The sequence below is a fragment of the Rhizobium indicum genome (assembly GCF_005862305.2).
GTDB lineage: Bacteria > Pseudomonadota > Alphaproteobacteria > Rhizobiales > Rhizobiaceae > Rhizobium > Rhizobium indicum.
This window is the reverse complement of the sequence record NZ_CP054021.1, coordinates 3,260,522-3,282,736: the sequence shown is the minus strand read 5'-3', so window position 1 is coordinate 3,282,736 and position 22,215 is coordinate 3,260,522. Positions and strand designations below refer to the sequence as shown.

General features: G+C 61.5%; 22 protein-coding genes. 8 read left to right on the top strand and 14 right to left on the bottom strand.

Going from position 1 to position 22,215, the window contains the following annotated elements; translation table 11 throughout:
• Positions 1–6: 6 nt before the first annotated feature.
• The 7 genes from FFM53_RS16045 to FFM53_RS16015 form a co-directional block, all read right to left on the bottom strand.
• Complete coding sequence (locus FFM53_RS16045) at positions 7–615, bottom strand: TetR/AcrR family transcriptional regulator (RefSeq protein WP_138333180.1); 609 nt, start codon at positions 613–615, stop codon at positions 7–9.
• Between the two features lie 262 nt (positions 616–877).
• Positions 878–1,309 carry an OsmC family protein gene (locus tag FFM53_RS16040; protein ID WP_138333178.1) on the bottom strand — a complete coding sequence of 144 codons (432 nt, stop codon included), beginning with the start codon at positions 1,307–1,309 and terminating at the stop codon, positions 878–880.
• A 148-nt stretch (positions 1,310–1,457) separates the two neighbouring features.
• A complete protein-coding gene (locus tag FFM53_RS16035; RefSeq protein ID WP_138390630.1) occupies positions 1,458–2,237 on the bottom strand; it encodes an SDR family oxidoreductase in 780 nt (259 codons plus the stop codon).
• A 4-nt stretch (positions 2,238–2,241) separates the two neighbouring features.
• Positions 2,242–3,129, bottom strand: a complete 888-nt coding sequence (locus FFM53_RS16030; protein ID WP_138390631.1) for an aldose 1-epimerase — start codon at positions 3,127–3,129, stop codon at positions 2,242–2,244.
• Positions 3,126–4,076 carry an L-arabinose ABC transporter permease AraH gene (araH, locus tag FFM53_RS16025; RefSeq protein WP_138390632.1) on the bottom strand — a complete coding sequence of 317 codons (951 nt, stop codon included), beginning with the start codon at positions 4,074–4,076 and terminating at the stop codon, positions 3,126–3,128. Before araH ends, FFM53_RS16030 begins: the two co-directional genes overlap by 4 nt.
• A 120-nt stretch (positions 4,077–4,196) precedes the next feature.
• Positions 4,197–5,702, bottom strand: coding sequence for an L-arabinose ABC transporter ATP-binding protein AraG (gene araG, locus FFM53_RS16020; RefSeq protein WP_138390633.1), 1,506 nt, complete (start codon positions 5,700–5,702; stop codon positions 4,197–4,199).
• Positions 5,703–5,772: 70 nt separating this feature from the next.
• On the bottom strand, positions 5,773–6,756 hold the full coding sequence (locus FFM53_RS16015; RefSeq protein ID WP_105007449.1) for an arabinose ABC transporter substrate-binding protein: 984 nt from the start codon (positions 6,754–6,756) through the stop codon (positions 5,773–5,775).
• A gap of 213 nt (positions 6,757–6,969) precedes the next feature.
• Here FFM53_RS16015 and FFM53_RS16010 point away from each other — a divergent pair, with 213 nt between their 5' ends.
• The 4 genes from FFM53_RS16010 to FFM53_RS15995 all read left to right on the top strand — a co-directional run bounded on the left by FFM53_RS16010 (position 6,970) and on the right by FFM53_RS15995 (position 10,364).
• On the top strand, positions 6,970–7,725 hold the full coding sequence (locus tag FFM53_RS16010; RefSeq protein WP_003543153.1) for a FadR/GntR family transcriptional regulator: 756 nt from the start codon (positions 6,970–6,972) through the stop codon (positions 7,723–7,725).
• Positions 7,726–7,791: 66 nt separating this feature from the next.
• Entirely contained in the window at positions 7,792–8,940 is a 1,149-nt protein-coding gene (dgoD, locus tag FFM53_RS16005; RefSeq protein WP_064249342.1) for a galactonate dehydratase, read from the top strand.
• Positions 8,941–9,093: 153 nt separating this feature from the next.
• Positions 9,094–9,495 carry a DoxX family protein gene (locus FFM53_RS16000; RefSeq protein ID WP_138333168.1) on the top strand — a complete coding sequence of 134 codons (402 nt, stop codon included), beginning with the start codon at positions 9,094–9,096 and terminating at the stop codon, positions 9,493–9,495.
• Positions 9,496–9,548: 53 nt separating this feature from the next.
• Positions 9,549–10,364, top strand: coding sequence for an SDR family oxidoreductase (locus FFM53_RS15995; protein WP_138390634.1), 816 nt, complete (start codon positions 9,549–9,551; stop codon positions 10,362–10,364).
• Positions 10,365–10,381: 17 nt separating this feature from the next.
• Here FFM53_RS15995 and FFM53_RS15990 read toward each other — a convergent pair whose 3' ends face one another.
• Positions 10,382–11,599, bottom strand: coding sequence for an adenylate/guanylate cyclase domain-containing protein (locus FFM53_RS15990; protein ID WP_138333164.1), 1,218 nt, complete (start codon positions 11,597–11,599; stop codon positions 10,382–10,384).
• A 63-nt stretch (positions 11,600–11,662) separates the two neighbouring features.
• A complete protein-coding gene (locus tag FFM53_RS15985) occupies positions 11,663–12,688 on the bottom strand; it encodes a LacI family DNA-binding transcriptional regulator (protein ID WP_138333162.1) in 1,026 nt (341 codons plus the stop codon).
• A 95-nt stretch (positions 12,689–12,783) separates the two neighbouring features.
• Between FFM53_RS15985 and FFM53_RS15980 the strand changes: the two genes are divergently transcribed.
• The 3 genes from FFM53_RS15980 to FFM53_RS15970 all read left to right on the top strand — a co-directional run bounded on the left by FFM53_RS15980 (position 12,784) and on the right by FFM53_RS15970 (position 15,892).
• Positions 12,784–13,971: a phytanoyl-CoA dioxygenase family protein gene (locus FFM53_RS15980; protein WP_138333160.1), complete on the top strand. Its 1,188-nt coding sequence runs from the start codon at positions 12,784–12,786 to the stop codon at positions 13,969–13,971.
• 92 nt (positions 13,972–14,063) lie between these two features.
• A complete protein-coding gene (locus tag FFM53_RS15975) occupies positions 14,064–14,885 on the top strand; it encodes an SDR family oxidoreductase (protein ID WP_138333158.1) in 822 nt (273 codons plus the stop codon).
• 95 nt (positions 14,886–14,980) lie between these two features.
• Positions 14,981–15,892, top strand: a complete 912-nt coding sequence (locus FFM53_RS15970) for an SMP-30/gluconolactonase/LRE family protein (protein ID WP_138333156.1) — start codon at positions 14,981–14,983, stop codon at positions 15,890–15,892.
• A 1-nt stretch (position 15,893) separates the two neighbouring features.
• Here the strand turns inward: FFM53_RS15970 and FFM53_RS15965 are convergent, their stop codons facing one another.
• From FFM53_RS15965 to FFM53_RS15945, 5 genes are all read right to left on the bottom strand, one after another.
• A complete protein-coding gene (locus FFM53_RS15965) occupies positions 15,894–16,643 on the bottom strand; it encodes a ThuA domain-containing protein (RefSeq protein WP_138390635.1) in 750 nt (249 codons plus the stop codon).
• A 57-nt stretch (positions 16,644–16,700) separates the two neighbouring features.
• Positions 16,701–17,783, bottom strand: a complete 1,083-nt coding sequence (locus tag FFM53_RS15960) for an ABC transporter ATP-binding protein (RefSeq protein ID WP_138333152.1) — start codon at positions 17,781–17,783, stop codon at positions 16,701–16,703.
• Between the two features lie 19 nt (positions 17,784–17,802).
• On the bottom strand, positions 17,803–18,714 hold the full coding sequence (locus FFM53_RS15955) for a carbohydrate ABC transporter permease (RefSeq protein WP_138390636.1): 912 nt from the start codon (positions 18,712–18,714) through the stop codon (positions 17,803–17,805).
• A 1-nt stretch (position 18,715) separates the two neighbouring features.
• Positions 18,716–19,603, bottom strand: a complete 888-nt coding sequence (locus FFM53_RS15950) for a carbohydrate ABC transporter permease (protein ID WP_138390637.1) — start codon at positions 19,601–19,603, stop codon at positions 18,716–18,718.
• A gap of 105 nt (positions 19,604–19,708) precedes the next feature.
• Complete coding sequence (locus FFM53_RS15945; protein WP_138390638.1) at positions 19,709–21,001, bottom strand: ABC transporter substrate-binding protein; 1,293 nt, start codon at positions 20,999–21,001, stop codon at positions 19,709–19,711.
• 202 nt (positions 21,002–21,203) lie between these two features.
• Here FFM53_RS15945 and FFM53_RS15940 point away from each other — a divergent pair, with 202 nt between their 5' ends.
• Entirely contained in the window at positions 21,204–22,211 is a 1,008-nt protein-coding gene (locus tag FFM53_RS15940) for a Gfo/Idh/MocA family protein (RefSeq protein WP_138390639.1), read from the top strand.
• The last annotated feature ends 4 nt before the right edge of the window (positions 22,212–22,215 follow it).

Here is a 22,215-nt window from a genome sequence, read left to right as displayed (position 1 = left end):
CGTCCATTATTTCTTCAGCGCCCTGATCACATAACTGATCAGCTCGTCGACGCTCGCGCGGTTCGTTTTCGCAAGACATTGCGCCACCATCTGCGGATGGCAGAGCGTGTTCGTCGCAGCGCCGAAGCAGCGCGACGCAACGACCGGGTCCTGCTCGGCGAATTCCCCGGCTGCAATGCCTTCGGCGATGATTTCGGCAATGAGATCATGGACGCGGTCGATATGTTTCTCGATGACATGCCAGTCGCGTTCGATCGCGACGATGATCATCTCGTGCACCTTCATCTCGTCGAGCATCAGATCCAGCGTCAACTGGTGCTGGGTCTCGACATAGCGGCGCAGCCGCTCGCTGGCGCTGATCGGCTGATGGCGGATGTCGTAGGCGATTTGATAAGCGGTGGCGAGCATGCGCCCGCAGAGCGCCTGGTGAATTTCGACCTTGGAGGCGAAGAAACGATAAATATTGGCCGGCGACATGCCGAGATCGCGGGCAATGTCGGCCACCGTCGTCTTGCTGTAGCCATAGTGCCGAAACAGTCGCTCGGCTGCATCCAGAATGCGCGTGACATTCTCCTGCCGCGTGATGTCGAGCGTATTTTCCGCAATGTCGTTCATGATTTTCGAGACCCGAATTAGGACTGACGATTTTCGAATTTCGTCAGTCATAAAATATCAGAAGTTACTTGTCAACATACTGGGGCGCAGCACAAGGTCTCGCCGGACGAGCGCGGTCCGTCGGAAGCGATAACTCGATGAATGGTGAGAAGGCCTGTCCGACAGCCGATGACGTCGGAATAGGCGGACGCCGACAATGGGGGCATCAAATGGAAAGTGCCGCGGCGAGAAGCGCGCGGCACTTCGTCAATGGAGTGACGGGTCAGACGACCTTGACGTCGAGTGTGATCGGAACGGAGGCGAGCGCCTTGGAAACCGGGCAGCCGGCCTTTGCCTTGTTGGCGAGTTCGGTGAAGGTCGCCTCATCGGCACCGGGAATACGGCCGGAGAGCGAGAGATGAATGGCGGTTATGGCAAAACCGCCCTCGACGCTTTCGAGCGTCACCTTGGCGGAGGTTTCCATATGCTCGGCGGTAAAGCCGGCTTCGCCGAGGATCAACGACAGCGCCATGGTGAAGCAGCCGGCATGGGCGGCACCGATCAGTTCTTCCGGGTTGGTGCCGGCAATGCCTTCGAAGCGGCTCGCAAAGCCGTAGGGATAATCCTTCAGGGCGCCGCTCTGCGTCGAGATCAGGCCTTTTCCGTCCTTGAGGCCACCGGTCCAATGAGCCGAAGCCGTGCGATTGATCTGCATGCCGTCCTCCTGTTTTCGATTGTGCTTTCAGAAAGCGGCAGGGGCCGCTCCATGCCTGCGGGAGATCAGATAGCCTTCCCGATGGGCAATATAATGCTCTATCCCGAGAAGACGACAGGCTTGTAAAATTAGCGCTATCGAAGCCCTTTCAGGCGGGATGCTGCAGCACGCTGAGGCCGCCGTCGATCGTCAGGCAGGTGGCATTGATGAACGGGCACTCGTCTGAGATCATGAACACGGCCGCCATGGCGATCTCCTCCGGCGTCGCGATGCGCCCGCCGGGATGCAGTTTCATCGTCTCGGCCTTTGCCGCCTCCGGATCGGGAAAGCTGTTCCAGTAATCGATCACCTTCTGCGTCGAGACATAGCCCGGCGCCAGCGCGTTCACACGGATATTTCGGGCGGCATATTCGAGCCCTAAGGATTTCGTCATCCCGAGCAGGGCGTGTTTTGCCAGCGGATAGGGAAATGTGTGCGGGATGATGGTGAAGGCGTGCGTCGAGGCGATGTTGAGGATGACGCCACCGCCCTGTTCGATCAGCCCCGGCAGCACCGCCTTGCAGCAGTTCCATGCGCCCTTGAGATTGATGTCGAAGCAGCGGTTCCACTCCTCGTCCGTCGTCTCGAGCGGTTCGGCGAAGACATTCACCCCGGCATTGTTGACGAGCGCGTTCAGCTGTCCGATCTCTTCACTCGCCTGAGCGACCAATGTCGTGATCGTGCCGGCATCGGTAATATCGGCCGGCAGATAACCAAGCCGGCCGCCGCTGCTCTGGAGCTCTTTCGCCGCCTGAGCCAGCAGCGCCGCATCGCGATCGACGAGAAAGACGGCGGCATCCTCCCGCATGAAAGCCTTTGCGATCGCGAGGCCGATACCCTGCGCAGCACCTGTTATCAGGATGTTCTTGCCCTGCAGACGGCTGGCCATCCTATCACCCCTTCGGTTGAACCGGCAGCGCCGACATCAGGATCGTCACCGTGCCGGCAAGCGCCTCACCAGGCGCAAGCGGCGTGAGCCCACCGAAATCGGGAAGGTGGTGGCCGTTCGGCAGATGGCTCATCGGCTCGAGGCAGAAGAAGTCGCTCCGGTTGACCGGCATATACAGCATGAAGCGATCGAGCGCACCGTCGGCTTCCAGCGCCGCCTGGATTCCAAGTTCCGGCCAGGCGATTGCCGCCCGCCCATTCCACCCCTCGAAGGCATTGTTCATCCATTTCTGCGGCAAAAGCTTTTCGGACCTGAAATCGAAATCATCGGGCACAGGGCCGGGCACATCGGGAAGATGGTCGGGCCGCTCGTTCCAGTAACGATCGGCAGCAATCGTCAGTCGCGTCTTTGGCGTCCGCGCGAAGAAGGGATGTTGACCGAGCCCGAAAGGAAGGGCGGCTTGGCCGCGGTTTTCCACGGAAAGCCTCAGCACCAAAGCATCGCCGGCGAGACGGATCTCCTGTCGGGTCAGATAGGCATAAGGTGAAACCCCGTCGGCGCTGCGGGAAAAGCAGAATTGCGCATGCTCCAGGCTGGAGTCTTCAAGCTGCCAGAGGCTGAGCCAGCCGTCGCCGTGCCGATAGAGCGGATCGGAAGTATTCGGCTGGAAGGCATAGTCGTATCCGGCAAAGGACATGGCGTTGCCTTCAACGCGGTTGCCGAACGGCACCATCGCGAAATTCGCCATCGCTCCATCCGGCCCGCCGGCCGCCACGAGAAAGGGGATGCCTCGATAGGTCGCGGCAGTGACGGCGGCGCCCCGACGGCTGACCCGGACAGCGAGATCGCCATGCCTCAGTTCGATGTCGTCCCCGTCTTGTCCTTGGTTCATCCGCGTCGCCCCGCAGCCGAAGACCTCAAATTGTCGAGCAGCACTGCGATCAGCAGGATAAGCCCGCGGACCACATACTGATAGAACGCCTGGATATTCAAGAGGTTCATGACGTTTTCGGCAATGCCCATGATCAGCACGCCGACGATGACGCCGCTCATCGCCGCCCGGCCGCCAGCCAGCGAAACGCCGCCGAGAACGCAGGCCGAAATCACCGAAAGCTCAAGCCCTGTCGCCGCATTCGGCTGGCCGGAGGTGATGCGCGAGGCAAGCAGGATGCCGGCAATGCCGCAGACGAGACCCTGCAGCGCAAAGATCCAGATGCGCATGTTGACGACGTTGACGCCGGCAAGCCGCGAGGCCTCGGGATTGCCGCCGATCGCCAGGGTGTTCTTGCCGAAGACGGTGCGGTTGAGCACGAAACCGAAGAGGATGAAAAGGATCAGCATGATCCAGATCGGCGTCGGCACGGTCAGGAAGCGCGACAGGGCAAGCTGGTAGAAATCGGGATCGTTGATGCCGACGGCGCGGCCATCGGAGGCGATCAGCGCCAGCCCGCGCACGATCTGCATGGTCGCAAGCGTGGTGATCAGCGCATTGATGCGAAAGCGCGCAATGACGATACCATTGACAAAACCAACGACGGCGCCGCAAAGCAGGGCGGCGACCAGCCCGACGGGAATGGAGCCTGTCGCATTCGAGACCATCACCGCGATCATGCCGGAGAAAGCGACGATCGATCCGACCGAAAGGTCGAAATCGCGCGATGCCAGGCAGAACATCATCGTGCACGCGACGATTCCGATCGTGACGACCGACTGCAGCAGCCCCAGCATGTTTCGCTCGGTCAGGAAGTTCGGAACGAAGAGCGAGACGATCACGAAGGCGGCAGCAAAGATCACCACCAGCCCCTGCTCGCCGAGAAGGATTTTTTTTAACGAATTCATCGTCCGTATATTCCTGGTCCTAGAGCAATTCCAGGAAAAGTGCGAAGCGGTTTTCCGTCCGGAATTGCGTAAAAACAAAAGTTAGAGCGGTTCTGCGTTTCCATGAAAAGCTGAACCGCTCTAAATGGTGCCTGCGGCGTTCTTGTCGGGAAGTGCTGCCGTCAGGATGTTGCGCTCGTCGAAATCCTGGCGAGCGACAGTGGCCGCCACCCTGCCCTGGCACATCACCATGATGCGATCGGAAATGCCCATGACTTCGGGCAGCTCGCTGGAGATCACCACGATCGCCATGCCACCGGCCGCAAGCTCGTAGAGGATTTCGTAGATTTCCGATTTCGCCCCCACATCGATACCGCGCGTCGGCTCGTCGATGACCAGCACCTTGATCCCCTGCTCGGACAGCCAGCGGCCGAGAATGACCTTCTGCTGGTTGCCGCCGGAGAGGTTGATGATGTCCTGCTTGCGCGACGGCGTTCGCACCCGAAGCTTGGCGATGAACTGGTCCGCCAGCGCCGCCTCTTGTCTCGGGCTCAAAATGCCGAAAGGCGAAAAATGCCGGCGCGACGAGATCGCGATATTCTCTTCGATTGATCGCCCTTGGATGATGCCGTCGAACTTGCGGTCCTCGGGGCAGAGCACCATGCCGGCATTGATCGCCGCCTTCGGATTGTTCGGCGAAACGGCAACGCCGTCGATCGTCACCTGGCCCTGATGCCTGGTGTCGGCGCCGTAAAGCAGCCGCGCCATCTCGCTGCGGCCGGCGCCGATCAGGCCGAAGAAACCGAGAATCTCGCCCTGGCGGACGGAAAGGCTGATCGGATGGCGCAGCCTCGGTCCCGAGAGGCCCTTGACCTCTAGCCGGACGCCGCCGAGCGGACGTTCGCGCCATCCCCAGACATTGCTGATCTCGCGTCCGACCATTTCCGAGATGATCTGCTCTCGCGTGGTTTCGGCGATCTGAGGATGGTGGGCGGCAAGTTTGCCGTCGCGCAGCACCGTCAGGCTGTCGCAAAGACGGAAGATCTCGTCGAGACGATGCGAGACGTAGAGGATGACCGTTCCCTTCGCCTTCAGCCTGTCGATGAGTGAAAACAGGATCTCGCTTTCACGTGAGGAAAGCGAGGAGGTCGGCTCGTCGAGCGCAATCACCCGTGCATCGAGCATGACGGCCTTGGCGATCTCGACCATCTGCCGTGCACCGATCGAAAGCGAGGCGACCTTGGCCGACGGATCGACGTCGATGCCGATCTCCTCGAGCTTCGACCGCACTGTCTCGATCAGCGTCTTCGAATGGATCACGCCGCCCTTGGCCGGAAAGCGTCCGAGCCAGAGATTTTCGGCGATGGTCAACTCCGGAACGAGTTGCAGTTCCTGATGGATGACGATGACGCCGGCATGGAAGGCGTCGCGGACGGACCCGTATCTCTGCTCCTCGCCGTCGATGAGGATGTTGCCGCCATCGGCGGCCTGATCGCCGGACAGTACGCGGATCAGCGTCGATTTACCGGCACCGTTTTCGCCCATCAGGCCGTGGACGGCGCCCTTCTCGACAGTGAAGGAAACATCCGCCAGCGCCTGCACGCCGGGATAACCCTTGGAGATATTGCTGAATTCGAGGAAAGCCATCATCGCTCCGCCGAGAAGGACCCGGCGGCACGCTCAGCGGCCGCCGGACGATATCATCTTGGAAGGACGATCACTCGATGCCAAGATCCTTGCGGACCTTTTCGTAGTCGTCGCGCAGCGCCAGCGAACCGGAGGTCAGCGTCAGCTTTGCCGGCTCCTTGTCGTTGGCGATCCAGTCGTACATGTTGAGCGCCGTCTCGTAGCCGTGACGCTTCGGCGAGATGATGACGGTGCCGAAGAAGCCCGTCGCCGCCGGCTTCTTGAACTCGTTGATGGCCGATTCCGCACCGCCGATGCCGACACCGATGACGTTCGCCGCCGGAATGCCGACCGATTCGGAGGCACGGACGGCGCCGAGGACGGCTTCGTCGTTGAGGCCGAAGGCGACCCAGTATTTCACGTCGGCATGCTTGTTGAGAACGGTGGTTGCCGCGTTGAGCGCCGCTTCCGTATCCGTCTTCGCCTGCGGCGCATCATAGATGTTTTCCGCCGGGAAGCCGGCGGACTTCAGCACCGACATCGCGCCTTCGACACGGTCGACGGCCGTCGGCAGCTGGTCATAAGAGACCCGCACGGCGCCGACATTTTTCATGTCCCAACCGCGCTTCTTGATTTCGTCGACGATCGCCTGGCCGACGGTCTCGCCGATCTTGGTGGCTGAAATGCCCATATGCGGCACGTCTTCCAACGGCTTGCCGTCGGCGCTGACGAGGCGGTCGTCGACCGTCATCAGCTTCAGCTGGTTGGCTTCGGCCTTGGCGACGATGCCGGGGCCAAGCTTGACGTCGGGCGTGCAGATGATGAAGCCCTGCGCACCCTGGGCGCCGAGATTATCGATCGCCGACTGGACCTTCTCGCCGTCTTCGGCGCCGATCTTGACGACGGTGAAGCCTTTTTCCTTGGCGGCCTGGTCGGCGAATTTCCATTCGTCCTGGAACCACGGCTCCTCAGGCTGCTTGACGATAAACCCTATCTTGACGTCCGCGGAAAATGCCGAGCCGGCTGCCAGAATGGCGAAAGTGCCAGCCAGAATGGCTGCTTTGAACAAGCGCATGTCTCTCTCCCTAAACTCTCAAAAACCGAGCAGCTGCCTCCCAGGCAACGTCCAATGAATTATGATAAATCATCATACCAGTCAATTGCCAATGTATGATGATTGTAATAATAGGATTATTGACGAGATGCCGGGAGGAAGCGTCGCAATGCGGATCGAATTCGGATAATCAGGTTCGATTGCCTAGCACGCGAGACAGAGCGGAGAGGTGAGTTGGAAACAATCGAGCGACAGAGCGGGGCCGAAAGCCGCCGCATCGAGCGCCGCCCGCGCGTACGCCGCAACGTCACGGCGGCGATCGCTCAGGATATCTGTGCGGACCGCTATCCCGCGGGCTCGCCGCTGCCGCGCGAGAACGATCTCTGCGAACTCTACGGCGTCAGCCGCACCGTCATTCGCGAATCGCTGAAAGTGCTGGAATCCAAAGGCCTCGTCCGCGGGAAACCACGCATCGGAACCACCGTCTGCGACAAGGACGACTGGAATATCCTGGACGCCGACGTGCTTGAATGGATGGGTCCCTATATCAAGGATTTCGACCTGCTCGGCTGCATTCTCGAAGCCCGCCGCACCATCGAGCCGGCAGCCGCCGAATATGCCGCCGAGCGCGCCAGCGCCCAGGAGATCGCCGATCTCGACAATGCCTGGCGACAGATGCGCGACAGCGCCCGCGACCCGGAAAGCTTCACCGATGCCGATGTCATGTTCCACACGGTGCTGCTCACCGCCAGCCACAATCAGGTCTTCCGCCGCCTGTCGAGCGCCATTCACGCGGCGCTGAAATATGCGCTGCATGCCTCCAATATCGGCGTCGAGAATCGCGAGGATGCGGTGCTCGTTCACGGCCAGCTGGTCGAGGCCCTGCGCATGCGCGACAAGGCGGGCGCCCGCGAATGCGCCAACCGCATGCTCGATCTTGCGGTGCGCGATCTTGCCGCCGCCGAAAAAGCGATCGGCAGAACGAAATGATCGATCACGACAAATCTGCGGACGCGCCGCCGATCGCAAACCCGGGAAGAGACTGAAAGAACAGCGATGAAGATCACCAAACTCACCACCTATATCGTTCCCCCGCGCTGGCTGTTTTTGAAGGTCGAGACCGATGAAGGTATCGTCGGCTGGGGCGAACCGGTCGTCGAAGGCCGTGCGCTGACCGTTCAGGCCGCCGTCCATGAGCTGGAAGACTACTTGATCGGCAAGGATCCTTTCCTCATCGAGGACCACTGGACCGTGATGTATCGCGGCGGCTTCTATCGCGGCGGCGCCGTCCACATGAGCGCGATCTCGGGCATCGACCAGGCGCTGTGGGACATCAAGGGTAAAGCGCTCGGCCAGCCGATCCATTCCCTGCTCGGCGGCCAGCTCCGTGATCGCATCAAGGTCTATTCCTGGATCGGCGGCGATCGCCCCTCGGATGTCGCCAACAATGCCAAGGAAGTGGTTGCCCGCGGTTTCAAGGCGATCAAGCTCAATGGCTGCGAGGAAATGCAGATCGTCGACACCAACGAAAAGGTGGAGAAAGCAGTTGAGACCATCGCCGCCATCCGCGAGGCGATCGGCCCGCATATCGGCATCGGCGTCGATTTCCACGGCCGTGTGCACAAGCCGATGGCGAAGGTTCTCGCCAAGGAGCTCGACCCCTACAAGCTGATGTTCATCGAAGAGCCGGTGCTTTCCGAAAACAAGGAAGCGCTACGCGATATCGTCAACCATACGTCGACGCCGATCGCGCTCGGTGAACGGCTCTTTTCGCGCTGGGATTTCAAGCAGGTTCTGTCCGACGGCTATGTCGACATCATCCAGCCGGATCTCTCCCATGCCGGCGGCATCACCGAATGCCGCAAGATCGCGGCGATGGCCGAAGCCTACGACGTGGCGCTGGCGCCGCATTGCCCGCTGGGCCCGATCGCGCTCGCCGCCTGCCTGCAGGTCGATGCCGTCAGCTACAATGCCTTCATTCAGGAACAGAGCCTCGGCATCCACTACAACAAGGGCAACGACATCCTCGACTATATCTCCAACAAGGAGGTGTTCCACTATGCCGATGGTTTCGTCTCGATCCCGCAGGGTCCGGGTCTCGGCATCGAGGTCGACGAAGCCTATGTCATCGAGCGCGCGAAGGAAGGTCACCGCTGGCGCAACCCGATCTGGCGGCACGCCGACGGCAGCTTCGCCGAGTGGTGAGAGCGCATAACCCCGAAAATCGGAACCGATTTTCGGAAAGGATTATGCGCAACTCAAAGTGATAGGGTCGCGCAAGCGGCCCTTTTTCATTCACCGTGTAGGATGTCGGGGGTCTCGTCCGTCATAATGGAAGCTCAAAGAGGAGATTTCAGGATGGCCAGAGCAATCGCGATCATCGTCGCCCGCATCATCTTCAGCTTCGTCTTCTTCATGGCCGCCGGCTTCAAGTTTGCCGATATCGGCGCAACAGTGGGCTATATCACTGCCGCCGGCTTTCCGATGGCGACATTCCTTACCTGGATCGCTGCCTTCTTTGAGATCGCGCTGGCGCTCGCTTTCATATCAGGGGCCTTCTTCTCCGAGGCCAGCCTGCTCGCAGCCATCTATGTGATCTTCCTCGCTTTCGCCTTCCACGGTCCGTCCCATTGGCAGCAGAATCAGGCCGAGTTCGGCTTCTTCGTCGATCACTTTACCTTCCTCGCCGGTCTGCTCTTTGCCGCCGTCCATGGACCTGAGAGATGGGCGCTGAGCCACAGCCTCCTCAGGAGGCTCTAGCACCGCGCTCCAGCGACCTGCTCTCCTTCAGGAACCAACAGCCATGCGAAGCATTGGCTTACCGACAAAACGGCAAGGAGAGCCCGCCCACGGAGCTGAAGGGAAAGATCGCGTTGGTAACAGGCGCCGGTTCCGGCATCGGCAAAGCCGCCGCTTTGCGGCTCGCTGCCGAGGGTGCAAGGGTCGCAGCATTGAGCCGCACCGCCGACGAAGTCGAAAAAACTTGCGCCGAGATCAAGGCCGCCGGCGGCCAGTCGATCGCGTTGACGGCAGATACCAGCGACGAAGCTCAAATGCGAGGCGCCGTGGAACAACTGACCGACACCTTCGACGGCCTCGACATCGTAGTCGCCAATGCTGGGATCAACGGTGTGTGGGCGCCGATCGACGATCTGAAACCGGAAGAATGGGACAAGACCATCGCCGTCAATCTGCGCGGCACCTATCTGACCCTGCATCTGACGGTTCCGCATCTGAAGCGCCACGGCGGCTCAATCATCGTCGTCTCTTCGATCAATGGCACCCGTACCTTCACCACGCCGGGCGCCACCGCCTACACCGCAACCAAGGCGGGCCAGGTCGCCATGGTCCTGCAGCTCGCCCTCGAACTCGGCCGACACGGCATCCGCGTCAATGCCGTCTGCCCCGGCGAAATCGAGACCAATATCAGCGCCAATACCGACAGCCGCCACCGCGAGGAGACGGAGGTTCCCGTCATCTGGCCGCAGGGGGATATCCCGATCGCCGGCGGCAAGGCAGGCAAGAGCGAGGACGTCGCCGAAACAATCCTTTTCCTCGCCTCCGACCGCGCCCGACACATCACCGGTACGCCGATCTGGATCGACGGCGGTCAGGGCCTGTTGCGATAGACCTTGCAGTCAGGAACTCAGCTGTTCAGCCGGGCGCTGTCGAGGGTATAGAGTTCCTGCGCGCGCTGCACGCCGCGCAACGCATAACGTCCGACGCAGGCGAGTGCGGTACGCTGCTGCTCCGGTACCGCCGCGGCGAAATCGGAGGAGATCAACAGGTTGAGATCGACGGAACGACACATTGAGGCGATCCGGCTGACCTCGTTGACGGCAGGTCCGATAACGGTGAAATCCAACCGGTCCTGGCTCCCGATATTGCCGTAGAAGACATCGCCGATATGCAGGCCGATATAGACGTCGGTCGTCGCCCGGCCATCGGCCGCACGCGCGGCATTCAGTGTGGTGAGCTTTTCCCGCAGCAGCGATTCGGCGCTCAGCGCCGCGCGACACGTCTCCGCTGGCACCTCGCCCTTAAAGATGGCGAGCACACCGTCGCCGATCAGCTTCAGCACGTTGCCGCCGGACTCGTGGATCGCCGTGATCACCGCCTCGCTATAGTCGTTGAGCAGCGGGATGATCTCCTCCGGCGGCACGCTGTCGGAGATCTTGGTATAGTTCAGCAGGTCGGAGAACCAGAGTGCCGCGGAAATTCGCTCCGATTTGCCGCGGCTGATCTTGCCTTCCATCACCTGGCGCGCCGCGTCCTCGCCGAGATAGACCTCGGCGATGGTGCGGGCGATACGCCCGAGCGCGATACATTTGATCGCCAACCCCAACACCGGCACCAGCTTGCGCAGAATGGCGAGGTCGTGATCGGAAAAGCCCTCGGGATGTTTCGTCGCGAAATGCGAGAAGAAGCAATCCATCTCGCCGATCGTTCCGGCCTCGGAAAAACGATGCATCATCGCCACGAAATCCGTGTGACCGGCTTCAGCGATCGTATCGAGCATGGAGAAATCGATCGGATCGCCGAAGCCGAGACGCCGGCGTATCTCCCGCTCGTTGCGAGACCAAAGATGATAGAAGGCCGAACGCTGCCAGTTCGACGCCGCCTCCCCCGAGATCGTCGGACCATATTCGAACTCGGTCTGGATTTCCTCGATGCTGTCCCAGCGGAAGGCACGGCCCTCATGCACCGGATGCAGCGTATCCATCAGCGCCAGACCACGGTCGAGCGGCAGGCCGGCATCCCGGCAAGCCGAGCAGAAACCGGTCATCAGTTCGGCTTCCGAAACGCCCTTCAGTCCCTGCTCCGTGATCCAGGCTGCAATCGTGCTGACGTCGCTGTAATCCATGTTCTCACCTTCACTCGTGCTAAAGCGTAGCCCGAATTCGGCATTAAAGGAAAGCCAATTGGCTCACCCGGCCGCGGGCATATTGTAGGGCGTGACGATTTCGACGGATGAAAGCGAGGGCGTAACTGCGCGCGGCAATGCAGTCGCCCGACTCATGATCGCCCGGAAGGCCGAACGTGCATCGGTCCTGAGATCATGATGCAGCACGAAGCCGATCCGACGCGCCGCAAGCAGGGCGCGATTATCCGCATCGAGATCATGAGCGACGAAAACGCGGACGGGACGTTTGGCCGCGTCGAAGGCCGCCAGCACCGCCCGGTTGCCGCCGCCGATCGAATAGACGGCGTTGATGGCGGGATCGGCCGCAAGCGCTACCGCGGCAAGCGTTCCTGTCGCGGCATCGGTGCCGTGCCCCTCGCTGATTTCGGTAATGCCGATGTCGGGATAGCGGGCGCGGATGATGCGGCGAAAGCCGATTTCGCGCTCCTCCTCGCCGCGGAACCGTCCGCTCGACAGCGTCACCAGCACCTTGCCACCATCATTCCCGAGAAATTCGCCGATCAGATAGGCAGCGGTCTCTCCCGCTGCCCGGTTGTCGGCGCCGGCATAGGCGATGCGTGCCGAATTCGGCAGGTCGGTCACCAGCGTCACGACGGGAATGCCGGCCGCATCCGCCCGGGCAACGGCGGCCGCCACCTCGGCGACGTCAGGCGCCTTGAGTACGATGCCATGCGTGCCGCGCAGCCGGATGCGATCGAGAAGCTGCACCAGTTCGGCCGGCTTCATCATCTCGGCGAAATGGAACCGGCAGCGGAAGACGCCGGGCAGAAAGGTCGCCATCTCCGCCTCGAAGGCGGCGCGCACCGCATCGCTGAAACGCTGCGGCGTCTCCATGACGATATCGATCGCCAGCATGCGGCCGCTGCCCATCGCGCCGGCCTGCTGCTTCTCCAGTTCCGCGATCGCCGCCTTCACCCGCATCTCGGTCTGCCGGCGCACGCCCGGCCTGCCGTTCAACACCCGGTCGACGGTCGCGGTGCTGAGCCCGGCCTGGAAGGCAATATCCTTGACGAGAAAGAGGTGTGCCATGCGACCGGCCTGATTGTTTTTTGATGGATTTCTGATCTATATCACCCGGCATCGCGGCGTATAGTGCCTCCATTGGAAAGAGGGAGGAGCCCGCCATGAAAACCGACAACCAGCAGAAACTGCGCGCCGACCGCGTCTGGCTGAGCGAAGACGCCTGCGATCTCGATGAGTTTCGCGCCCTTGCGGAAAAGACCACCGCGCTTGCCGATTACCCCTCGGCGTCTGCGGTCGAAAAAAACGTCCTGATCTATGACAGCCGCAAGGTGATGGCGGCGGCCGCAACGCCAGAAGGCCGACGCGCCGTGCTGGCGGAAGTCTGCGACGCCTTCGGCGAGGGTCCTGGTGTCGTCGTGTTCAAGCGCGCTTACGAAGACACCGGCATCATCGATCGAGCCAGCGTGATCTTCGATGCGATCATCGAGGAACAGCACCGCACCTCGACCGGCGGTGGCGATCATTTTGCCAAACCCGGCGCCAACGACCGTATCTGGAACTCGCTGGAAAAACATTGCCTCGCCGATCCGGCAAATTTCGCCGAATATTACGGCAATGCCATCATCGCTCTGGCCAGCGAAGCCTGGCTTGGCCCGAGCTACCAGATGACGGCGCAGGTCAACCGCGTCAATCCGGGCGGTTCGGCGCAGTCGGCGCATCGCGACTACCATCTCGGCTTTCAGTCGTCGAAGGTGATCGAACAATTTCCGGTGCATGTGCACCGGCTCTCGCCGGTGCTGACGCTGCAGGGTGCGGTCGCCCATTGCGACATGCCGCTCGAAAGCGGCCCGACACTCTTCCTGCCGCACAGCCAGACCTATGTGCCGGGTTACCTCGCGCTAAAGCGGCAGGAGTTCCGGGATTATTTCGAGGCCAACCATGTCCAGCTGCCGCTCGAAAAAGGCGACCTCGTCTTCTTCAATCCCGCCCTCTTCCATGCCGCCGGCACCAACCGCTCGGCCGACATCAAACGTGTCGCCAACCTCCTGCAGGTCTCCTCCGCCTTCGGCCGGGCAATGGAAACCGTCAATCGCGAGAGGATGAGCGCCAGGCTGTTTCCCGCCTTGAAGGCCTTTCAAGGCAGGCTCTCGCCTGACGAAATCGCCAACGCCGTCGCCGCCTGCGCCGAGGGCTACTCCTTCCCGACCAACCTCGACCGCGACCCGCCGCTCGGCGGACTGGCGCCGAAGACACAGGCGCAGCTGATGCATGAGGCGCTGAAGGAAGGCTGGAGCGATGACGCCTTTACGGCAGCACTTGCCGAGCAGGCGCAGAAGAAGTTGAGCTGACGGGCAACGGGAACAAGCTGCCTATCCACACCGACAAAGGCCTCCCGCACCCGCGGGAGGCTATTCGCACATCATCACAATGGAGGAACCACATGAGCACAGACCACGGCCGCCTCGACGGCAAGATCGCCATCGTCACCGGCGGCACGCAAGGATTGGGCGCGACCATCGCCCGCCTCTTCGCCGAACGCGGCGCGGAAGGCATCGTCATCTGCGGCCGCAACGAAGCCAAGGGCAAGGCAAAGGCGGCGGAGATTTCGGCTGCGACCGGGGGCAGGATCGTCTACGTCAAGGCCGACCTCGGCAAGGTCGAGGATGCACAGCATGTCGTGCGCGCCTGTGACGAGACCTTCGGCCGCGTCGATGCGCTGGTCAATGCCGCCGCCATCACCGATCGCGGCACCATCCTCGACACCAGCCCGGAACTCTTCGACGCCATGTTCGCCGTCAATGTGCGTGCTCCGTTTTTCCTGATGCAGGAGGCGGTGAAGGTCATGCGCCGGGAAAAGATCGAGGGTACGATCGTCAATATCGGCTCGATGTCGGCCAAAGCCGGCCAGCCCTTCATCGCCGCCTATTGCGCCTCCAAGGGCGCGCTGGAAACACTGACGAAGAACACCGCCTACGCGCTCCTGCGCAACCGCATCCGCGTCAATGGTCTGAACATCGGCTGGATGGCCTCCGAGGGCGAGGACCGGATCCAGCGCGAATATCACCATGCCCCCGCCGACTGGCTGGAGAAGGCGGCGGCAAGCCAGCCCTTCGGCCGCCTCGTCGATCCGCACGAAGTGGCGCGCGCCTGCGCTTACCTGTCGTCTTCCGAATCCGGCCTGATGACCGGCTCGGTCATCTGCTTCGACCAGTCGATCTGGGGCGCTTACGACGGCTCGCCGCATCCGGACGCCGCCCTCTGAGAAAGCCGCAGCCTGGCATTTCCATCGCCGGGCTCTGGCACCTCCAGCTTTTTGCCGCTAGGAAAAGAACGGCAGCATTCAGGGAGGAAACTGGCATGGGCGACAATCCGATTTATGAGATCCGCGACGAACGCTTTGGTGCAATGGTCATCGGCAGCGCCGGCCTCGAGGAGCTTTATTCCGGCTGCCGCTGGACGGAAGGCCCGGTCTGGTTTTCCGACCTGAACTGCCTTCTCTGGAGCGATATCCCGAATGAACGCATGATGCGCTGGACACCGGATGGTACGGTCTCCGTCTTCCGGTCGCCCTCCAACTACGTCAACGGCAACACCCGCGACCGGCAGGGCCGGCTTGTCTCCTGCGAACATGGCGGCCGCCGCGTCACCCGCACCGAGACAGACGGCACGATCACCGTTCTCGCCGACAGCTACCAGGGCAAGAGGCTGAACTCGCCGAACGACGTCGTCGTGCACTCCGACGGCGGGGTCTGGTTCACCGATCCGACCTACGGCATCCTGTCGGACTACGAGGGCCACAAGGCCGAGCCCGAGCAGCCCACGCGCAACGTCTACCGGATCGATCCGGCAAGCGGAGCGATCGATGCCGTCGTCGAAGATTTCATCCAGCCGAACGGCCTTGCCTTCTCGCCCGATGAGACGAAGCTTTATATTGCCGATTCCGGCTCCGCAAAGCATGACGTGCCGCGCCATATCCGCGTTTTCGACGTCATCGACGGCGGGGCGCTTACCAACAGCCGCTATTTCTGCAGCCTCGATGTCGGTCATCCCGACGGTTTCCGTTTCGATATCGCCGGCAATCTCTGGACGAGTGCCTCCGACGGCGTGCACTGCTTTTCGCCCGACGGAACGCTGCTCGGCAAGATCAGGGTGCCGCAGACGGTGTCCAACCTCACCTTCGGCGGCCCCAAGAAAAACCGGCTCTTCATCACCGCGACGCGTTCGGTCTATTCGATTTATATAAAGACGACCGGCGCACAATATCCATAGATCAGGCCTTCGGTTTGTCGGGGCGGCCGTGCAGCGGCTCGGCCCGATGCCAGTTTTCCAGGATGCGGCCATCGGTGTGTTTCTGCCGCGCCCAGCGGACGCCGTTCGAGATCACCTTATGCACGGTCTTGTCGTGATAGATCGGATAGGTCTCGTGGCCCGGGCTGAAGAAGAAGATGCGCCCGCGCCCACGCTGGAAGGTGCAGCCGCTGCGGAACACCTCGCCGCCTGAATACCAGGAGATGAAGACAAGCTCGTCCGGCTGCGGAATGTCGAAGGGCTCGCCGTACATTTCCGAGGCATTGACCTCGAAATAGGGCGGCAGCCCCTCGGCGATCGGATGCGAGGGATTGACCACCCAGACGCGCTCCAGATCGCCTTCCGACGTCTCGCGCCAGGAAAGGTTGGCATTGGTGCCCATCAGCCGGCGGAAGAGCTTGGAATGATGGCCGGAATGCAGAACCAGCAGGCCCATGCCCTTCAGTACGCGCTGCTGCACGCGGTCGATCAGCCCGTCGCTGACCTCCTCATGCGCCATATGCCCCCACCAGAGCAGCACGTCGGTATCATCGAGCACGCTGTCCGGCAGGCCTTCATCAGGATCATCGAGCGTGCCGCGGCGGATTTCGAAATCCGGATGGGCAATGCCTGACGCGATCGCTCCGTCGATACGATCGGGGTAGATCTCCTGAACCTCCTTGTGAAGCTGCTCGTGGCGTCCCTCGTTCCAGATGGTGACCTTGATTGTCATGGCATTCCTCGATTTTTGGGCCTCGATGTCCAGGCTGTGATGTTTCAGGCAAAATTGTCAGGCGGTTGCCGGACGGATCACCCGGCCGGCGGAATCGAACAGATGGCAGGCGGCGGGATCGGCCGTCAGCGGCACGCGGTCGCCCGGCCGCACCGCGATATCGCCTTCGGCGCGCACCACGATCGGCTGCTGCTGCGAACCGACGGTCATGTAGGTCTCGACGCCGAGCCGCTCGACGATGACGACCTCGGCAGTGAAATGGCCCTGGCCCTCGGCTGCGATCTTCAGATGCTCCGGCCTGATGCCAAGCTTGGCCTCGCCCTGCGGCACCGCGCCGTTCGCATCGGCCAGATCGAGCGAAAGCCCGATCGGGCTATCGAGATGCAGCTTGCCCGCCGATGGCCGCGTTGCGGTGACGGGAATGATGTTCATCTTCGGCGAGCCGATGAAGGTCGCGACGAATTCATTGTCCGGCTGATGATAGAGCGACATCGGCGCACCCTCCTGCGCTACCACGCCCTTGTTGAGCACGACGATGCGGTCCGCCATCGTCATCGCCTCCACCTGGTCGTGGGTGACGTAGACGACGGTCGCTTTCAGCTCGCGGTGCAGGCGCTGCAGCTCGGCGCGCATCTGCACGCGCAACGCCGAATCGAGGTTCGACAGCGGCTCGTCGAACAGGATCAGCGCCGGTTTCTTGATGATGGCGCGGCCGATCGCCACGCGCTGGCGCTGGCCGCCGGAAAGGGCGGCCGGGCGGCGGTCGAGGTAATCGGTGAGCTGCAGGATTTCGGCCACACCTTCCACCTGCCGGCGGATCTCCGCCTCCGGTACTTTCTTCAGGCTGAGCGAGAAGCCGATATTTTCGGCAACACTCATGTGCGGATAGAGCGCATAGGACTGGAACACCATGGCGATGCCGCGCTTGTCGGGCGGCACGTCGTTGATGCGATTGCCGTTAAGGATGAGATCGCCTTCATCGATGCCTTCGAGGCCGGCGATCATCCGCAGCAGTGTCGACTTGCCGCAGCCGGACGGACCGACGAAAACCGCGAATTCGCCGTCTTCCACGGTGATGTCGACGCCCTTGATGACCTCGAGCGCGCCGTAGAATTTGCGAACGTTTCTGAGATTGATCATCTGTTTCTCTTTCTTGATCTCAGCCCTTCACGCCGCCCGAAAACGTCTGGACGAGGAAGCGCCGCGCAAAGCCGAAGGCGACGACGGCAGGCAGCAGGTAGATGAATGCCAGCGCGGTCAACAGGCCGTAATCGATCTCGTTGATGCGCAGGAAGGCGCGGAAAAGACCGAGCGGCAGCGTCTGCAGCTCCGGCGACGACAGGAAGATCAGCGGCAACAGGAAATCGCCCCAGGCCGACATGAAGGCGAACAGCCCGGCAGCGGCCAGCCCAGGCAGCGCCAGCGGGATCAGCACCCGGCGGATGCGCTGTATCAATGTCGCCCCATCCATCAGCGCCGCCTCCTCATAGTCCCTCGGCAGCCCGTCGAAGAAAGTCTTCATGATCCAGAGCGCCAGCGGCAATTGCATCGTCGCAAGCACCAGGATCAGCCCGAGATAACCGTCGATGAAGCCGGTCCAGCGCATGATGTCACGCGTATAGCTGCCGAAGATCGGCCTGAGCACTGCCGCTTCCGCATTGTTCAGCGTCAGCAGGAATTTGTAGAGCGGCACGACGAGCGCCGTCGGCGGCAGCACCCGGATGAGCAGGATGGCGTAGAGGAAGGGCAGCTTCCACCAGGCCCGGGTGCGCGACAGTGCATAACCGCCGAGCCCCGAAAGCACCATGACCAGCAGCGTCGCGCTAGCGACCACGAAGAGCGAGTTGAACAGCCACTTCGCCCCGTCCTCCTTGGTGAAGACTCTGACATAGTTGGCGAAGGTCCACTGCTCCGGCCAATGCAGGAAGAGCTGCGCATTGCCGTCGAGCGAGGCAAGCAGCACCCAGAAGAAGGGCACCGCGCAGAAGATCGAGATCAGCGACAGCGTCGCATAGGCGATGAGGTCGGATCGACCCTTGTTTGCAGTTTCGCTCGGGGAAACGACGGCCATGTCAGACCTCCACCTTCATGGCCCGGACATAGGCGATACCTAATATCAGCGAGATGACGAGCGCGACGACGGCGACCGCAGCACCATAGCCCAGCTGGAACGCCGTGAAGGACTGGTTGTAGATATAGATGCTGACCACCTCGGTCGCCCCGCCCGGCCCGCCGCGCGTCAACGCATAGACCAGGCCGAAGACGGCGATGGTGGAGACAGCCGAGATCAGCATATAGAGCAGGATCGTCGGCATCATCAGCGGCAGGGTGATGCGGCGGAACATCTGCGACGGGGTTGCGCCATCCATGCGCGCCGCCTCGTAGATCTCCGCCGGAATGGTGCTGAGGCCGGCCGTTAGCAGGATCATCGCCGTGGCGATGCCGCGCCAGGTATTGACGACGATGATCATCGACAGCGGGAAGACCTGCAGCCAGTCGGCCGGCGTGATGCCGAAAAAACTTACGATGCGGCTGAGTGTGGCATTGTCGCCGCCTGCCAGCATCGAGATCCACATGAAACCGGCGACGACCTCAGGGGCTGCATTCGGCAACAGAATGATCGACGAAAACACTCGCCGAAAGCGGATCGGGCGGCGCAACGCAACTGCCGAGATCAGGCCAAGCACGAACTGGCCGATCACCGCCGAACCGATGACGAAGACGAAGGTGACGAACAGCGAATTCCAGAACTTCGCGTCGTTGAAGAGCCGCGTGTAATTCCTGAGACCGACGAAGCGGGGACGAAGGGCCGCGGCTCCGGTCAGCGCCTCATTGGTGAAGCTCAGATAGATCGAATAGAGGGCCGGATAGATGACGAAGGCCAGAAGCAGCACCAGCGAGGGCAGCAGGATCAGCAGCCATTGCCGCTCGGCGCGCTTTTCATGAGAGTTTCGGGCCATGGAAGCTCACAACCTTATCGATAGAACCGGCTTGTCGAATAAAAGCGGGAAGACGCGGGCGTTGGCGCCGCGTCCCCGTCCTGGCGGAAGAGACGATGCCGGAGCTTACTTGACCATGTCGTCGCCGAGCGTTTCCTTGACGTAGTCGACAAGGATCTTCTGGGCGCCGGCGGCATCGGTTTCCTTGCGCAGCAGCGCTTCGGTGGCCCGCGCCACACCTTCCGAAACCGTGCCGAAACCAGAGGCCTGTTTCAGGAACACGCCGTTCCCGGCCGCCGCATGGATCGGAACCAGTTCCGTCAGCTTCTGGAACTCGGCATTGTCAGCCGCACCCTTGCTGGCCGGGATATTGCCGATACGGGCGGCGTAGGAAACCTGCGTCTCGATCGAGCCGATCTCCATCAGCGCCTTGATCGCCAGCTCCGTATTGGCCGACTTGGAATTGACGGCCCATGGCGCAGCGAGGTTGGCAAGTACGTACTGGCCGCTGCTCTGGCCGGGAACAGTCCAGGTGCCGACCACCTTCGTCACGTCAGGGATCGGATTCTTGCTTTCGCGACCCCAGTCGAAAATATAGCACCAGGAGCCGCAGGTGGTGGCGGCGAGCTTGCCTTCCGGAAACATCTGGTACTTCGGCACGACCCAGGGCTCGGGTCCGAGCAGTGGCTGGGTCGGCATCAGATCCTTGTCGATCAGTTCCTTGTAGACGCCGAAGACATCCTTGATGCCTTCGCCATTGAGATCGAGCTTGCCGTCGGCATCGACGAGCTGCGGCGTCTTGGAACCGACGAGCAGGTGCTGGAAGCCTTCGTCGAAGGCGCCGCTTCCCCAGGAGACGCCGGCCGGGAAGAGCAGGCCGTAGGCGCCGGTCTTCTGCTTGATTTCGGCCGCGCGGTCGAGAAGCTCCTGCCAGGTCTTCGGCTGTTCGGTCGAGATGCCGGCTTTTTCGAGAACGTCCTTGCGGTAATAGATTTCCTGGATGCCGAGCATGAACGGCATCACATAGGTTTCACCATCCGGGCTGACGGCAAGCTCCTTGGCGACGTCATAGAGGTTGGCGTAGCCGTCCCAAGCCTTGAACTCCTTGGTAACAGGCGCGAGGTAACCGGCTTCCACCATGTCGGAAACGGCAGCCGTCGTCGGGATGGAGAACAGGTCGGGCGCGTTGCCGGCGCCGAGCTCGGTCAGGAGCTTGGTAAGATAATCCTTGTCGGGTGCCGGGTATTCGATGACCTCGACGGTGACGCCATATTTCTTTTCGATCCGCTCGACCGTCGACTTCATCGCGTCGATGCCGGCCTGACCATGATTTGCAATGCGGATTGTTTCTGCCTGCGCCAGCGTCGAAACCGCACTCAGCAGAACGGCGCATAAGCCGCCAAGAACCATCTTCTTCAACGGAAGTCCTCCCTTTTGTAGAGACACGGCACCCTCCAGCACCGGTCGCGAAAATGTACACGCATTCCAAATGCTGACAAGACGGTTTTTGAAAAGATTCGATAGTGAGCTTTAATATACTGATATTCCTTGTATATTTAGATATTGCCATCGCCATACCGTTTGTGCAATCGTGTGCACAATCTATCCAGGGAGGAATTTCATGTCTGAGAAATTGCGTCTCGGCGTCATCGGTGCCGGCCTGAAGGCGGCGGAATATGCCGAGAGCTGGGTCAAGATGCCGGAGATCGAATTCGCTGCACTCGCCGACACCACGGCGGCGTCGCGCCAGCGCCTGATCGACGTCTGCCTCGCCGCCGGCGCACCCGAACCTAAGAGCTTCGAGGACTATCGTCAGATGCTTGGCGAATGCCGGGGCGAACTCGATATCGTCTACGTCTCGACCCCGCATGCCTTCCACGCCGAGCAGGCAACCGCCGTCGCCGAGGCCGGCCTCGACCTCTTCCTGGAAAAGCCGATGGTGACGACGGTTGCTGAGGCCGAGAGGCTGATCGCCGCACAGAAAAAGAGTGGCGTCACCATTGTCACAGCCTTCCAGGGCGGCCTGTCGCCGCTGGTGCTCGACACGCGCCGGCGGGCTCTCGCCGGCGAATTCGGCGAGTTGATCGCCATATCCAGCATGATCTGGGAAAGCTGGTCGTCGAATTACCACGGCCACTGGAAGCAGCAGCCTGATATCTCCGGCGGCGGCTTCATGTTCGATACCGGCGCCCATATGATGAACACCGTCTGCCTGCTCGCCAATTCCGATTTCGACAGTGTGTCGGCCTATATGAACAACCACGGCAGACAGGTCGATATCGCCACCGCCGTCTCCGCCCGGCTGAAGAACGGCGCGCTGGTGACATTGACGGCCGCCGGCGAAGGCCCTCCGGGCTGCGCTTCCTATATCACCTTCTTCTATTCGAAGGCGATCGTACGCATCGACGCCTGGGGTGGCTGGCGCGAGATCAGTATCGGGCGTACCGCCGAGCCGCGCGAGGAAGCCGAGATTCTCGGCAACCCGATGAAGAATTTCCTCGCCATTCGCGAGGGAAAGATGGAAAACTCCGGCTCCGTTGAAATGGGCCTCAGATTCGCTAGGCTATGGGATGCAATCAAGGAATCGGCAGCGGCCGACGGCGCTTCCGTCAGGATCGTCGCCCAATAGGCGC

Bases quoted from the DNA above. Each gene is read 5' to 3' on its own strand.
- FFM53_RS16045 (WP_138333180.1), bottom strand. From the start codon at position 615: ATGAACGACATTGCGGAAAATACGCTCGACATCACGCGGCAGGAGAAT.
- FFM53_RS16040 (WP_138333178.1), bottom strand. From the start codon at position 1,309: ATGCAGATCAATCGCACGGCTTCGGCTCATTGGACCGGTGGCCTCAAG.
- FFM53_RS16035 (WP_138390630.1), bottom strand. From the start codon at position 2,237: ATGGCCAGCCGTCTGCAGGGCAAGAACATCCTGATAACAGGTGCTGCG.
- FFM53_RS16030 (WP_138390631.1), bottom strand. From the start codon at position 3,129: ATGAACCAAGGACAAGACGGGGACGACATCGAACTGAGGCATGGCGAT.
- araH (WP_138390632.1), bottom strand. From the start codon at position 4,076: ATGAATTCGTTAAAAAAAATCCTTCTCGGCGAGCAGGGGCTGGTGGTG.
- araG (WP_138390633.1), bottom strand. From the start codon at position 5,702: ATGGCTTTCCTCGAATTCAGCAATATCTCCAAGGGTTATCCCGGCGTG.
- FFM53_RS16015 (WP_105007449.1), bottom strand. From the start codon at position 6,756: ATGCGCTTGTTCAAAGCAGCCATTCTGGCTGGCACTTTCGCCATTCTG.
- dgoD (WP_064249342.1), top strand. From the start codon at position 7,792: ATGAAGATCACCAAACTCACCACCTATATCGTTCCCCCGCGCTGGCTG.
- FFM53_RS16000 (WP_138333168.1), top strand. From the start codon at position 9,094: ATGGCCAGAGCAATCGCGATCATCGTCGCCCGCATCATCTTCAGCTTC.
- FFM53_RS15990 (WP_138333164.1), bottom strand. From the start codon at position 11,599: ATGGATTACAGCGACGTCAGCACGATTGCAGCCTGGATCACGGAGCAG.
- FFM53_RS15985 (WP_138333162.1), bottom strand. From the start codon at position 12,688: ATGGCACACCTCTTTCTCGTCAAGGATATTGCCTTCCAGGCCGGGCTC.
- FFM53_RS15980 (WP_138333160.1), top strand. From the start codon at position 12,784: ATGAAAACCGACAACCAGCAGAAACTGCGCGCCGACCGCGTCTGGCTG.
- FFM53_RS15975 (WP_138333158.1), top strand. From the start codon at position 14,064: ATGAGCACAGACCACGGCCGCCTCGACGGCAAGATCGCCATCGTCACC.
- FFM53_RS15970 (WP_138333156.1), top strand. From the start codon at position 14,981: ATGGGCGACAATCCGATTTATGAGATCCGCGACGAACGCTTTGGTGCA.
- FFM53_RS15965 (WP_138390635.1), bottom strand. From the start codon at position 16,643: ATGACAATCAAGGTCACCATCTGGAACGAGGGACGCCACGAGCAGCTT.
- FFM53_RS15960 (WP_138333152.1), bottom strand. From the start codon at position 17,783: ATGATCAATCTCAGAAACGTTCGCAAATTCTACGGCGCGCTCGAGGTC.
- FFM53_RS15955 (WP_138390636.1), bottom strand. From the start codon at position 18,714: ATGGCCGTCGTTTCCCCGAGCGAAACTGCAAACAAGGGTCGATCCGAC.
- FFM53_RS15950 (WP_138390637.1), bottom strand. From the start codon at position 19,603: ATGGCCCGAAACTCTCATGAAAAGCGCGCCGAGCGGCAATGGCTGCTG.
- FFM53_RS15940 (WP_138390639.1), top strand. From the start codon at position 21,204: ATGTCTGAGAAATTGCGTCTCGGCGTCATCGGTGCCGGCCTGAAGGCG.